The organism is Citrobacter sp. TBCS-14 (genome assembly GCF_005280805.1).
Taxonomy (GTDB): Bacteria; Pseudomonadota; Gammaproteobacteria; order Enterobacterales; family Enterobacteriaceae; genus Citrobacter; species Citrobacter gillenii.
Map to the genome: position 1 here is coordinate 70499 of NZ_SZWM01000134.1, position 13330 is coordinate 83828.

At 57.3% G+C, this 13330-nt stretch carries 13 protein-coding genes and 1 pseudogene; 13 read left to right on the forward strand and 1 reads right to left on the reverse strand.

The genetic code is table 11. The features are described 5' to 3' along the window. The first annotated feature begins 8 nt into the window (after positions 1 to 8). From paaC to paaY, 11 genes and pseudogenes are all read left to right on the forward strand, one after another. On the forward strand, positions 9 to 764 hold the full coding sequence (paaC, locus tag FDX22_RS01065; protein ID WP_146716595.1) for a 1,2-phenylacetyl-CoA epoxidase subunit PaaC: 756 nt from the start codon (positions 9 to 11) through the stop codon (positions 762 to 764). Positions 765 to 776: 12 nt separating this feature from the next. Beyond that, positions 777 to 1277 (forward strand): 1,2-phenylacetyl-CoA epoxidase subunit PaaD, encoded by a 501-nt coding sequence (paaD, locus tag FDX22_RS01070; protein ID WP_146716596.1) that lies wholly within the window; start codon positions 777 to 779, stop codon positions 1275 to 1277. Positions 1278 to 1284: 7 nt separating this feature from the next. Further along, positions 1285 to 2355: a 1,2-phenylacetyl-CoA epoxidase subunit PaaE gene (gene paaE, locus FDX22_RS01075; protein ID WP_146716597.1), complete on the forward strand. Its 1071-nt coding sequence runs from the start codon at positions 1285 to 1287 to the stop codon at positions 2353 to 2355. Continuing rightward, positions 2352 to 3119, forward strand: coding sequence for a 2,3-dehydroadipyl-CoA hydratase PaaF (gene paaF, locus FDX22_RS01080; RefSeq protein WP_115258756.1), 768 nt, complete (start codon positions 2352 to 2354; stop codon positions 3117 to 3119). The genes paaE and paaF overlap by 4 nt, the downstream gene beginning before the upstream one ends. Positions 3120 to 3121: 2 nt before the next feature. Next, the gene (gene paaG, locus FDX22_RS01085; protein ID WP_115258755.1) at positions 3122 to 3910 is read left to right on the forward strand and encodes a 2-(1,2-epoxy-1,2-dihydrophenyl)acetyl-CoA isomerase PaaG; all 789 of its coding nucleotides are present in this window, start codon (positions 3122 to 3124) and stop codon (positions 3908 to 3910) included. Positions 3911 to 3913: 3 nt separating this feature from the next. Further along, positions 3914 to 5332 (forward strand): 3-hydroxyacyl-CoA dehydrogenase, encoded by a 1419-nt coding sequence (locus FDX22_RS01090; protein ID WP_146716598.1) that lies wholly within the window; start codon positions 3914 to 3916, stop codon positions 5330 to 5332. Next, positions 5325 to 5746 (forward strand): annotated as a pseudogene (paaI, locus tag FDX22_RS01095) (hydroxyphenylacetyl-CoA thioesterase PaaI). The gene FDX22_RS01090 and the pseudogene paaI overlap by 8 nt, the downstream one beginning before the upstream one ends. Then, positions 5746 to 6951 carry a 3-oxoadipyl-CoA thiolase gene (gene pcaF, locus FDX22_RS01100; RefSeq protein ID WP_146716599.1) on the forward strand — a complete coding sequence of 402 codons (1206 nt, stop codon included), beginning with the start codon at positions 5746 to 5748 and terminating at the stop codon, positions 6949 to 6951. The pseudogene paaI and the gene pcaF overlap by 1 nt, the downstream one beginning before the upstream one ends. 28 nt (positions 6952 to 6979) lie before the next feature. Continuing rightward, complete coding sequence (paaK, locus tag FDX22_RS01105; protein ID WP_135912197.1) at positions 6980 to 8290, forward strand: phenylacetate--CoA ligase PaaK; 1311 nt, start codon at positions 6980 to 6982, stop codon at positions 8288 to 8290. A gap of 157 nt (positions 8291 to 8447) precedes the next feature. Beyond that, a complete protein-coding gene (paaX, locus tag FDX22_RS01110) occupies positions 8448 to 9374 on the forward strand; it encodes a phenylacetic acid degradation operon negative regulatory protein PaaX (protein WP_186805273.1) in 927 nt (308 codons plus the stop codon). 11 nt (positions 9375 to 9385) lie between these two features. Beyond that, positions 9386 to 9982 carry a phenylacetic acid degradation protein PaaY gene (paaY, locus tag FDX22_RS01115; protein ID WP_137399362.1) on the forward strand — a complete coding sequence of 199 codons (597 nt, stop codon included), beginning with the start codon at positions 9386 to 9388 and terminating at the stop codon, positions 9980 to 9982. A 69-nt stretch (positions 9983 to 10051) separates the two neighbouring features. On the opposite strand, the gene fhuE is transcribed toward paaY, so the two are convergent. Beyond that, positions 10052 to 12241, reverse strand: a complete 2190-nt coding sequence (fhuE, locus tag FDX22_RS01120) for a ferric-rhodotorulic acid/ferric-coprogen receptor FhuE (protein ID WP_146716601.1) — start codon at positions 12239 to 12241, stop codon at positions 10052 to 10054. Between the two features lie 350 nt (positions 12242 to 12591). On the opposite strand from fhuE, the gene hinT reads away from it, so the two are divergent. Both hinT and FDX22_RS01130 read left to right on the forward strand, forming a co-directional pair. Beyond that, on the forward strand, positions 12592 to 12951 hold the full coding sequence (hinT, locus tag FDX22_RS01125) for a purine nucleoside phosphoramidase (protein ID WP_146716602.1): 360 nt from the start codon (positions 12592 to 12594) through the stop codon (positions 12949 to 12951). Positions 12952 to 12953: 2 nt separating this feature from the next. Further along, positions 12954 to 13328: a YcfL family protein gene (locus FDX22_RS01130; RefSeq protein WP_096757423.1), complete on the forward strand. Its 375-nt coding sequence runs from the start codon at positions 12954 to 12956 to the stop codon at positions 13326 to 13328. Positions 13329 to 13330 lie beyond the last annotated feature (2 nt).

Sequence of the window (13330 nt, forward strand, 5' to 3'; positions counted from 1 at the left end):
CAACGACGATGAAAAACCTGAATCCCGTTGCCACCTATGCCCTGCGTCTGGGCGATAACGGCCTGGTGCTGGCCCAGCGTTTAGGCGCGTGGTGCGGTCATGCGCCGGAGCTGGAGATTGACCTGGCGCTGGCTAATATCGGACTCGACCTGCTGGGTCAGGCGCGTAATTTCCTCAGCTATGCCGCCGAACTCAACGGCAGCGGCGATGAAGACACGCTGGCCTTTGGTCGCGATGAACGTCAGTTCCGCAATTTGCTGCTGGTCGAACAGCCGAACGGCAACTTTGCCGACACCCTCGCCCGTCAGTTCTTTATCGACGTCTGGCACGTGGCGCTGTTCAGCCGCCTTATTAACAGCCGCGACGCGCAGCTTGCCGCTATCGCCGCCAAAGGGCTGAAAGAAGTGCGCTATCACCAGCGTTTTAGCCGCGGCTGGCTGGAGCGTTTGGGTAACGGCACCGAACACTCGGCAAACCTGATGCAGCAAGCGGTGGACAGCCTGTGGCGCTTCACCGGCGAGTTGTTCCAGGCCGATGAGCTGGAGATCGAATTAATTGCGCAGAGGATCGCCGTCGATCCGCGAGAGCTACAGGCCGAATGGCAGGCGACGGTGCACACCGCGCTGCTCGATTCTGGTTTGCAGATCCCGCAAGAAGCAGCGTTCCGCAGCGGCGGGAAACAGGGGCTACACAGTGAACATCTGGGGCCAATGCTGGCAGAGATGCAGTACTTGCAACGTGCTTACCCCGGTCAGCAGTGGTAAACGGAGGTCGCTATGCAACGTCTTGCCACCATCGCGCCCGCTGAGGTGCATACCGTTTGGGGATTGCTAAGCGCCATCCCCGACCCGGAAGTCCCGGTGCTGACCATTACCGACCTCGGTATGGTCCGCAGTGTGGAACGTCGCGGCGACGGCTGGGTGATTGGCTTCACGCCAACCTATTCCGGCTGTCCGGCAACCGAACATCTGCTCGGTGAAATTCGCGCGGTGATGACCGAGCACGGCTACACGCCGGTACACATTGTGTTGCAGCTTGATCCACCGTGGACCACCGACTGGATGAACCCGGACGCCCGCGAACGCCTGCGTCAGTACGGCATCAGCCCGCCGCAGGCCCATGCCTGTCACGCCGACGAAATGCCGAAGGATGTGCTCTGTCCACGTTGCGGTAGCACCCACAGCTCGCTGATTAGCGAATTCGGTTCCACGGCCTGCAAAGCGCTGTATCGCTGCGAAAGCTGCCGTGAACCCTTTGATTACTTTAAATGTATTTGAGGCTGCGATGACAACATTTCATTCGCTTACCGTGGCAAATGTCGAGCCGGAAACCCGCGATGCGGTGACCATCACCTTTGCCATTCCCGACGCGCTACGCAGCGCCTACGCCTTCCGTCCGGGCCAGCATCTGACGCTGAAAACTCGCCTTGGCGGCGAAGAACTGCGCCGTTGCTACTCCATTTGTCGCAGCCGCTCACCGGCAGAAATCAGCGTGGCGGTGAAAGCCATCGACGGTGGCCGTTTTTCACGCTTCGCCCAGAGCGATATCCAGCAGGGCATGGAATTCGAGGTGATGGTGCCGCAGGGTCACTTTGGCTACCAGCCACAGGTCGATCGCAGCGCCCACTATCTGGCGATCGCCGCCGGTTCCGGGATCACGCCGATGATGGCGATTATCGAAGCCACGCTGGCGATGGAAAGCGACAGCCGCTTCACCCTGATCTATGGCAACCGCAGCAGCCACAGCATGATGTTCCGTCAGGCGCTGGCCGATCTGAAAGACCGCTATCCGCAGCGTTTACAAGTGATCCATCTGTTCAGCCAGGAGTCGATGGACAGCGACCTGTTACAGGGGCGCATCGACGGCGACAAACTGCGCGCGCTGTCTGAGCATCTGCTCGATTTCACCCGCTTTGACGACGCCTTTATCTGCGGCCCGTCGGCGATGATGGACGACGCTGAAATCACGCTGCTTGCGCTGGGAATGCCGGAAAAAGCCATTCACCTGGAGCGTTTTAATACGCCGGGCACCAGCGTTAAACGCGCCACTGGCGTACAGGCAGAAGGGCGCACGGTGACGTTGCGTCAGGACGGTCGTGAGCGTCTGATTTCACTGACTGCCGATGACGACAGCATTCTCGATGCCGCGCTGCGTCAGGGGGCTGATTTGCCGTTCGCTTGCAAAGGCGGCGTCTGCGCTACCTGCAAATGCAAAGTGGTGCGCGGCGAAGTGGCGATGGCAGCTAACTACAGCCTCGAAGCCGACGAACTGGCGGCGGGCTATGTGCTGAGCTGTCAGGCGCTGCCAACCAGCGGCGATGTGGTGGTCGACTTTGATGCGCGGGGGATGGCATGAGCGAACTCCTTATTACCCGTCACGACCGCGTTTTACAGCTGACGCTGAACCGTCCGCAGGCGCGTAATGCGCTGAATAACGCGTTGCTGACCCAGCTTGCCGAGGCGCTGGAAAGTGCGGCGGGGGACTCAAGCGTTAGCGTCTGCGTGATAAGCGGCAACCCGCGCTACTTTGCCGCCGGTGCCGATCTCAACGAAATGGCAGAAAAAGATTTGCCCGCCACTTTTGATGATATTCGCCCGCGCTTATGGGCGCGTATCGATGCCTTTAACAAGCCGCTGATTGCGGTGGTCAACGGCTACGCGCTGGGCGCGGGCTGCGAGCTGGCGCTGCTGTGCGACCTGGTGATTGCCGGGGATAACGCCCGCTTTGGTCTGCCGGAAATCACCCTCGGCACCATGCCGGGCGCGGGCGGCACCCAGCGTTTGATTCGCAGCGTCGGGAAAGCGCTGGCCAGCCGCATGGTACTGAGCGGTGAAAGCATTGATGCTCAGCGGGCACAGCAGGCGGGGCTGGTCAGCGATATCCACCCAGCCAACCTTTCTGACGAATACGCGCTGAAACTGGCGACGACGATTGCCCGTCACTCACCGCTGGCGCTGCGTGCCGCCAAACAGTCGTTACGTCTGGCGCAGGAAGTGAGCTTGCAGGCCGGGCTAACCCAGGAGCGCCAGCTGTTTACGCTGCTCAGCGCCACCGAAGACCGTCGCGAAGGCATCGCTGCCTTTTTAGAAAAACGCACCCCAGCCTTCAAAGGACGTTAACCGTGGACGCATTCATTCTTAGCGATATCGACCAGGGCGTGATGACCCTCACCCTGAACCGCCCGGACCGACTCAACAGCTTTAACGACGCCATGCACCAGCAGTTGTCCGAATGCCTGAAGCAGGCTGAACGCGACGAGACCATTCGCTGCCTGCTGATTACCGGTGCCGGGCGCGGTTTTTGTGCCGGACAGGATCTGAACGATCGTAACGTTGACCCAAGCGGCCCCGCACCGGATTTAGGCATGTCGGTGGAGCGTTTTTATAACCCGCTGGTGCGTCGCTTAGCCGGGCTGCCGAAGCCGGTGATTTGTGCGGTCAACGGCGTAGCGGCAGGTGCCGGTGCCACGCTGGCGCTGGGCTGCGATATCGTGCTGGCGGCGCGTTCTGCGAAATTTGTGATGGCTTTCAGCAAGCTAGGTCTGGTACCGGACTGCGGCGGTAGCTGGGTATTACCGCGCGTCACTACCCGCGCCCGCGCGATGGGGTTGATGCTGCTGGGCGACAGCTTGAGCGCAGAACAAGCCGCGCAGTGGGGCATGATCTGGCAACTGGTTGATGACGCAGAGCTGAAAGACACCAGCCTGGCGCTGGCGCGCCATCTGGCTTCCCAGCCCACCTACGGTTTAGGGCTTATCAAGAAAGCGTTGCAGCTGGCGGAAACCAACTCCCTGGATGACCAGCTCGACGTTGAGCGCGATTTCCAGCGCCTTGCCGGGCGCAGCGACGACTACCGCGAGGGCGTCAGCGCCTTCCTTGGCAAACGTCCTCCACAGTTCAGCGGGAAATAAGCCATGACGCAAACACTCCACACCGTCGCCGTGATTGGCGGCGGCACCATGGGCGCAGGTATCGTTGAAGTCGCTGCCAGCACCGGACATTCGGTGCTGCTGTATGACATTTCCGCCGACGCGATTACTCGCGCCATCGACGGTATTGCCCAGCGTCTGGATTCCCGCGTCAGTCGCGGGAAAATCAGCGCCGAGCAAGCACAGATGCTGCTGGCGCGTATTACTCCGGCAACTGAACTGAATCAACTTGCGGATGCGCAACTGGTGATCGAAGCCGCGTCCGAGCGTCTGGAGATCAAACAGGCGCTGTTCAGCCAGCTGGCGGAGATCTGCTCCCCGTCGACGTTGCTGACCAGCAATACCTCGTCGATTTCCATTACCGCCATTGCCGCTGGCATTAAACACCCCGAGCGCGTAGCGGGTCTGCATTTCTTTAACCCGGCACCGGTGATGAAGCTGGTCGAAGTGGTCAGCGGGCTGGCGACCTCAGCCGAAGTGGTTGAGCAACTGTGCCAGTGTGTGAGCACCTGGGGTAAACAGCCGGTGCGCTGCCGTTCAACGCCGGGCTTTATCGTCAACCGCGTGGCGCGTCCGTTTTACGCCGAAGCCTGGCGGGCGCTGGAAGAGCAGGTGGCGACGCCTGAGGTGATTGACGCCGCATTGCGCGACGGCGGCGGGTTCCCGATGGGGCCGCTGGCGCTGACCGACCTTATCGGCCAGGACGTGAATTTTGCGGTGACCTGTTCGGTTTTTAACGCTTTCTGGCAGGACCGACGTTTTCTGCCGTCGCTGCTGCAACAGGAGCTGGCCATCGCCGGGCGTCTGGGTAAGAAGAGCGGTCACGGCGTTTATCGCTGGCCTATTGAAGCACCGCCGGAACAGGCGCTGGCTGTGGTGTCAGCGGAATATGCTGCAAAGAGCGTTAAGCGTGACGTTGTCACTGAATTAGACGATGTGCTGCTGCTGGAAACCACGGGTGAAACCGCGCTGGCCTTAAGTGTGCAGCACAACCGCCCGGTGGTGGTGTACGACTACGCGGCGGGCGACACGGTAGTGCTGGCCAGTGCTGCCACCAATTCACAAGCCGCCACCGATAAAGCGGTTTATTTCTTCCAGCAGCAGGGCAAAAAGGTGCTGCACATCGCCGATTATCCCGGTCTGCTGGTGTGGCGCACGGTGGCGATGCTGGCGAACGAAGCGCTGGACGCGCTGCAAAAAGGCGTTGCCAGCGCCGAGGATATTGATACCGCCATGCGTCTGGGCGTCAACTACCCGCGCGGCCCGATTGGCTGGGGTGAATCACTGGGCTGGGGGCGCGTCCTGCGTCTGCTGGAGAACCTGCAACAGCATTACGGCGAAGAACGCTATCGCCCGAGTGCGCTGCTGCGCGAAAAAGCGCTACTGGAGATGCGTCATGAGTAATGAAGCCTGGCGCAACGCCCGCGCCATGTATGAGAACGATACCTGTGCCAAAACGCTGGGTATCAAGATTATCGAAATGGACGAAGGCTACGCGCAGATGACCATGGCGGTGTCACCGAATATGTTGAACGGCCATCAAACCTGCCACGGCGGACAGCTGTTTTCGCTGGCTGATACCGCATTCGCCTACGCCTGCAACAGCCAGGGTTGGCGGCGGTGGCGTCTGCCGCCAGTATCGATTTCCTGCGTCCGGCCTTGGTTGGTGAACTGCTGACCGCCACCGCGCGGGTCAAGCAGCAGAGCAAGCTGACCGGCGTCTATGACATTGAAATTATCAACCAGCAGCAAAAAATCGTGGCCCTGTTTCGCGGCAAATCGCACCGCATCGGCGGCACTATTACAGGAGAAGTCTAATGCGTGACGCGTTTATTTGTGACGGCATTCGTACCCCGATTGGTCGCTACGGCGGCGCGCTGGCCGGCGTTCGCGCCGACGATCTGGCTGCCATTCCGCTGCGGGAATTACTCAACCGTAATCCGAAATTGGATGCCAGCGCCATCGACGATGTGATCTTCGGCTGCGCCAATCAGGCCGGGGAAGATAACCGTAACGTGGCGCACATGGCGACGCTGCTGGCGGGTTATCCGCACACGGTGGCGGGCACCACCATCAACCGCCTGTGCGGTTCCGGGCTGGACGCGATTGGCTTTGCCGCTCGGGCGATTAAAGCCGGTGATGCGGATCTGTTGATCGCCGGTGGCGTGGAATCCATGTCCCGCGCGCCGTTTGTGATGGGCAAAGCCACCTCGCCGTTTCAGCGTCAGGTGGAGATGTTTGATACCACCATCGGCTGGCGTTTTGTGAACCCGCTCATGCAGCAACAATTTGGAACTGACAGCATGCCGGAAACGGCAGAGAATGTAGCTGAATTGTTAAATATCAGCCGCGAAGACCAGGACGCCTTTGCTTATCGCAGCCAGCAGCGCACGGCACAAGCTCAGCGCGACGGCATTCTGGCGCAGGAAATTGTGCCAGTGCAGATTATCGGCAAGAAGGGCGCGGTCAGCGCGGTGCGTGATGATGAACATCCGCGTGCGGAAACCACTCTCGAACAACTCTCTTCACTGAAAACCCCGTTCCGTAAAGGCGGCGTGATTACCGCCGGGAACGCCTCCGGCGTGAACGACGGCGCGGCGGCGATGATTATTGCCAGCGCAGAACAGGCTAGTGCGCAGGGGCTGACGCCGCGAGCACGTATCGTAGCGATGGCGACGGCGGGTGTGGAGCCGAAGTTTATGGGGCTGGGGCCGGTGCCGGCAGTGCGTAAAGTGCTGGAGCGTGCCGGGCTGAATATTAACGATATGGACGTGATTGAGCTGAACGAAGCGTTTGCTGCTCAGGCACTGGGCGTGATGCGCCAGCTCGGTCTGGCGGATGACGCTGAACACGTGAATCCCAACGGTGGCGCCATCGCCTTAGGTCACCCGTTGGGAATGAGCGGCGTGCGCTTAGCGCTGGCGGCAACGCTGGAACTGGAACGACGCAATGGACGCTATGCGCTGTGTACGATGTGTATTGGCGTGGGCCAGGGCATTGCCCTGATCCTCGAGCGAGTGTGAGCTAATTGACCTGCGGATACCCTACAAAATGACAACAACATTAGATCCGATTGAAACTGCATCGCGTGACGAATTACAGGCTCTGCAAACCGAACGTCTGAAGTGGACGTTAAAACACGCCTATGAAAATGTGCCGATGTATCGCCGTAAGTTCGATGCGGCGGGCGTTCATCCGGATGATTTCCGTGAGCTGAGTGACCTAAGCAAGTTTCCCTGCACCACCAAGCAGGACCTGCGTGATAACTATCCGTTCGACACCTTCGCGGTGCCGATGGAGCAGGTGGTGCGTATCCATGCGTCGTCCGGCACCACCGGCAAACCGACCGTCGTCGGCTATACGCAAAACGACATCGACACCTGGGCCAATATTGTTGCGCGCTCTCTGCGTGCGGCGGGCGGCACGGCGAAAGACAAAATCCACGTCGCCTACGGCTATGGCCTGTTTACCGGCGGCCTGGGCGCACATTACGGCGCGGAACGTTTAGGGGCCACGGTGATCCCGATGTCCGGCGGACAAACCGAGAAACAGGCGCAGCTGATTCGTGATTTCAAGCCTGACATGATTATGGTGACGCCGTCTTACTGCCTGAACCTGATTGAAGAACTCGAACGCCAGATGGGCGGCGACGCGCGCGGCTGCTCGCTGCGTACCGGCGTGTTTGGCGCCGAGCCGTGGACGGCGGGGATGCGCGCAGAAATTGAACGTCGCCTCGGCATTACCGCGCTGGATATTTACGGCTTGTCTGAAGTGATGGGGCCGGGCGTGGCGATGGAATGTATTGAAACCGGCGACGGCCCGACTATCTGGGAAGACCATTTCTTCCCGGAAGTGGTTAACCCGGAAGACGGCACGCCGCTGGCTGACGGCGAGCACGGCGAACTACTGTTCACCACCCTGACCAAAGAAGCGCTGCCGGTGATCCGCTATCGCACCCGCGACCTGACGCGCCTGCTGCCGGGCACCGCCCGCACCATGCGCCGGATGGATCGCATCAGCGGGCGCAGCGATGACATGCTGATTATTCGCGGCGTTAACGTCTTCCCATCGCAACTGGAAGAAGAGATCCTCAAGATTGAACATCTGGCGCCGCATTATCAGCTGGAAGTGGATCGTCGCGGGCATCTTGATTCACTTTCCGTGCGCGTGGAGCTAAAAGAGAGCGGTCTGGCGCTGGACCATGAGCAGCGCTGTCAGATTTGCCACCATCTGCGTCACCGTATTAAGTCGATGGTTGGAATTTCTACCGACGTCAGCATCGTTAACTGCGGCAGCATTCCACGCTCCGAAGGCAAAGCGTGCCGCGTGTTTGATTTGCGTAAAGTCGCAGCAAACGGTTAAGACTCGTAGGCCTGATACGCGCAGTGCCATCAGGCGAAAGCGCACAGATTGCCGGATGGCGGCGTTGCCTTATCCGGCCTACCAATTCCCGCCGTTTCGCGGAATTATTCCTGTGCTATGATTCAAAAAGGATATAAATAACAACAGAATGAATCATATGGACAAACTCGACAGCTTTATTCAGCAGGCGGTGACCGCGATGCCCATTAGCGGCACCTCGCTTATCGCTTCGTTATACGGTGACTGCTTATCCCAGCGCGGCGGCGAAGTGTGGCTCGGCAGCGTGGCGGCACTGCTTGAAGGACTCGGCTTTGGTGAACGCTTTGTGCGCACCGCGCTGTTTCGCCTTAATAAAGAAGAGTGGCTGGACGTGGTGCGCATTGGCCGCCGCAGCTTCTACCGCCTGAGTGATAAAGGCCTGCGCCTGACACGACGCGCCGAAAGCAAAATTTATCGCGCCAGTGCCCCGGAATGGGACGGCACCTGGCTGTTGTTACTTTCTGAAGGGCTAGAAAAAAATACCCTTAATGAAGTCAAAAAGCAGCTGATTTGGCAGGGGTTCGGCGTCCTTGCGCCAAGCCTGCTGGCCTCGCCGTCGCAAAAGCTGGCGGATGTGCAGTCGCTACTACACGAAGCGGGGGTGGCGGAAAATGTGATTGTATTTGAAGCACATTCACCGCTGGCCATTTCCCGCGCTGCGCTGCGTGAGCGTGTGGAAGAGTGCTGGCAGTTGACCGAACAAAACGCCATGTACGAGGCGTTTATCACATTGTTCCGCCCGCTGTTGCCGCTGCTGCGTGACGCCGAGGCGGATGAGCTGACGCCGGAACGCTGCTTCCAGATCCGTCTGCTGCTGATCCATTTATATCGTCGGGTGGTACTGAAAGATCCGCTGTTACCAGAGGAACTGCTGCCCGCCCACTGGCTGGGTCAGACCGCACGCCAGCTGTGTATCAATATCTATCAACGCGTCGCGCCCGGTGCTCAGGCTTTTGTCAGTGAAAAAGGCGAAAGTTCAGTGGGCGAACTGCCCGCGCCGGGGCCGCTCTATTATCAACGCTTTGGTGGGTTAGCCGAGGCGTAACAGGAGAAGCCATGCCGATTTACCAGATGGACGGAATGATCCCCGTCGTACCTAACGAAAGCTATGTTCATCCAACCGCCGTACTGATTGGCGATGTGATCCTCGGCAAAGGGGTTTACGTTGGCCCCAATGCCAGCCTGCGCGGCGATTTTGGTCGTATCGTGGTGAAAGATGGTGCGAACATTCAGGATAACTGCGTAATGCACGGTTTTCCGGGGCAGGACACGGTGGTGGAAGAAGACGGACATATTGGCCATGGCGCCATTCTGCACGGTTGTGTGATTGGTCGTAATGCGCTGGTCGGTATGAGCGCAGTAATTATCGACGGGGCGACCATTGGTGAAAACAGTATTGTCGGTGCGTCGGCGTTTGTAAAAGCCCGGGCTGAGATGCCCGCCAACCATCTGATTGTCGGTAGTCCGGCAAAAGCGATTCGCACCCTAACCGAGCAGGAACTGACGTGGAAGAAGCAGGGCACCCGTGAATATCAGGTACTGGTGGAACGCTGTCAGCACACGCTTTCTGAAGTGCAACCGCTGACCGAAGCGGAGCCCGACCGTAAGCGGCTGGAGTTTGATGAAGATCTGAAGCCGAAATCAGCGAGTTAGCTCGGGGCAAGCGGGCGTCGGGTTACCGGCGTTGTCATCGGGGAGACAACGCCGGGCACAATGTTCTTATCAGAACTGATAGCTGGCGGTGACGCTGACGTTACGCGGTTCACCATAGACGATAGAGCCGTCAATGTTGGTGTCGTAAGTCTTATCGAACAGGTTGTTCAGGTTGCCCTGCAGGGAGAAGTTTTTTGTCACCTGGTAACGGGTGAATAAATCTACCAATGCGTAGCTACCCTGTTCGGCACGGAACGTCCCGTACGGCGTCACGGTATCGCTGTAAACGCGATTCTGCCAGTTAACACCACCGCCGACGGTCAGCTCCGGTATCGCTGGCAGACGATAACGGGTGAACAGTTTCACCGTAGTACGTGGCAGGTTTGGGTTCACCGCCTTGCCTTCGTTATCTTCGGCAACGTAGCGCGTTGCACCAAACGTCATCTGCCAGTTATCGGTGATTGCACCGTTCACTTCGAATTCAACCCCTTTGCTGACTGTACCATTGCTCGACTTATAGGCCGTTTCGCCATTGCTGCCGGCAATTGGCGTACCGGTAGACTGTGCCAGGTTATCCTGCTCGATACGGAATACCGCAAGGGTGGTGGTCAGGCGACTGTTCATCCAGTCCGACTTTAACCCCATCTCATAGTTGTTACCGGTGATCGGGGAGAGGTATTTACCCGAACTGTCACGTTTGTTCTGTGGCTGGAAAATAGAGGTATAGCTGGCGTAGGTTGACCAGTTATCATCAATGTCATATACCAGACCTGCATACGGTGTGGTGTGATTTTTTTCCATGCTGTAGGTCAGGGTGTCGATACGCCAGTTGGTATAACGCGCGCCGAGGATCAAGTGCAGCGGGTCGGCCAGCGAAACACGCGTCGCCGCGTAGAGCGATTTCATGTGGGTGGTATCGTCCTGGGCCAGCGATTGTGGACGCCAGTTAGTCTCAGGAATATTACCGTCGAAGTTATTGAAATTCCCTACTTCGTTCGGATACACGTTATCCCAGGCATTGACATAACGGTTGTTCTGTTTGCTGTAGCTGCCGCCGAGCATCAGGTTATGTTGACGACCAAACAGGTCGTAGCCACCGTCGGCGAACAGATCAACCGCATCGATCTTACGCTTGCCGCTGTTCCACCCAGTGCCGCCGACGTTGTCGAAGCCAGGTCCATAATTAGCATAAGGGCCGACCAGCATACCGGTGTTTTTGTCGACATAGGCATCGATGTACATTGTTTTGCTGTCGAACTTAACCTCAGAGTGGGTAGCGTTCAGGGTTGTCTGCCAGGTATCGGCAAAACGCTGTTTCAGCGTGACAAAGACTTTGTTGATGTCTTTGTCATTGTAGGCCCAGTCCGGAGCCGTGCTGCGCGAACGGTCATAGCTGTTTTTGCTGCCGTCGGTATTCCAGCGCGGCAGGCCACCCCAGGTTGGGCTGTTAACGTCAATACGCTGGTATTCATAACCTGCAGACAGGCTGGTGGTGTCACCCAGATCCGCATCGACAATCCCGGAGAAGAACATTTTTTCGCTGTTGTAGCGGTCAAGCCAGGAGTCGTTATTCTGATATCCGGCGACGATGCGAGCGCGCACATTGCCATCTTCGGTTAACGGACTCTGTAAATCAGTGACATAGCGCTGTTTATTCCAGCTGCCGTATTCTGCCGACACATTACCGGTGAACTCGCGGCTGGTGGCGTGTTTACGAATCATGTTAATGGAGGCCGAAGGATTGCCCGTTCCGGTCATCAAACCGTTCGCTCCGCGCACCACTTCTACGCGTTCAAACAAGGCGGTGTCGGAAAGTGCATCGCCGAGGTTCCAGCGGGATTCAAAATAGGTCGGGATCCCGTCGACCATATAGTTATCAATCTCAAAACCGCGGGAAAAATAGCTGTTACGATCGGAGTCAGCCTGGCTTTTACTGATACCGAGCGTATTGTCCATCACATCACCGAGAGTCTGTAACTGCTGATCTTCCATGCGCTGCTGGCTAACGATAGTGACCGACTGAGGTATATCGCGCTGGGTCATCTGCATTTTGGTGCCCGCTGTCGTCGACTTCACGCTGTAATCCTGTTCTTCGCCGGATGCCGAGTCTGCGGTGGCTGAACCATCAACGACCACCGTATCTTCGTTGGCGGCGAAGCCTGAAGCGGGAATAAAAGCCATGGCAATACAGACAGCAAGCAAGGAAGGGGCGAGTGCGGGTTGACGCTGAGAATCCCGGTTGTATGTTGTGAAAGACATCAATAAGTCCTTGATAATTATTAATATTAAGTTCTAATCACCGTTGCGGGCGATGAACCCTTTTGTTGTTAACTATTAAATTTGTATGTAAATGCAAATGCGAAATATACGCATTCATATTCAACGTGTAAACAGATGCTACAGAGATAAATGAAATATTGTTTCAGTACTATGTCTGAGCAATAGCGGCGGTAAATGGTTATAAGAACAGCAGAGGGGGAGCTTTTTGCTTAAAAAATCGGGGGTTAAAGTTGAAAGAGCGTGAGTAACTCGCTCATACTCTATACTCGCAGAGTCGCTCGGCGTAGCATGGCACAACGCATGGGCTGTTAATGAAAAAGGAAAACGTCGTGGCAGAAGAAACTATATTCAGCAAAATTATTCGTCGTGAAATTCCCTCAGACATCGTGTATCAGGACGAACTGGTAACCGCGTTTCGTGATATTTCACCTCAGGCACCCACGCATATCCTGATCATTCCCAACGTTCTGATCCCAACCGTTAACGATGTAACGGCAGAACATGAACAGGCGCTGGGCCGAATGATCACCGTGGCGGCCAAAATCGCCGAGCAGGAAGATATTGCCGAAGATGGCTACCGTTTGATCATGAATACCAATCGCCACGGTGGACAAGAGGTGTATCACATCCACATGCATCTGCTAGGGGGCCGTGTGTTGGGGCCAATGCTTGCACATAAAGGTCTATGATAATGACCAGAGGATGCATCGCGCTGACGCTGGGCTTACTGTTGCTGGCTGGCTGTCGTTCACACCCCGAAATTCCGGTCAGTGATGAACAGTCTCTGGTGATGGAATCAACAATACTGGCCGCGGGTATAACAGCAGAACAACCTGCGTTAACCACGTCTGATATTCAGCCTTCGGCATCCTCACGACTCTATAACGAAAGGCAAGAACCCGTCACCGTTCATTATCGGTTTTACTGGTATGACGCCAGAGGGCTGGAAATGCACCCTCTGGAGGCGCCACGTAGCGTTACGATTCCGGCACGTTCGTCGGTGACATTGTATGGCAGCGCCAATTTTCTGGGGGCGCACAAGGTTAGACTTTATCTTTATTTGTAAGA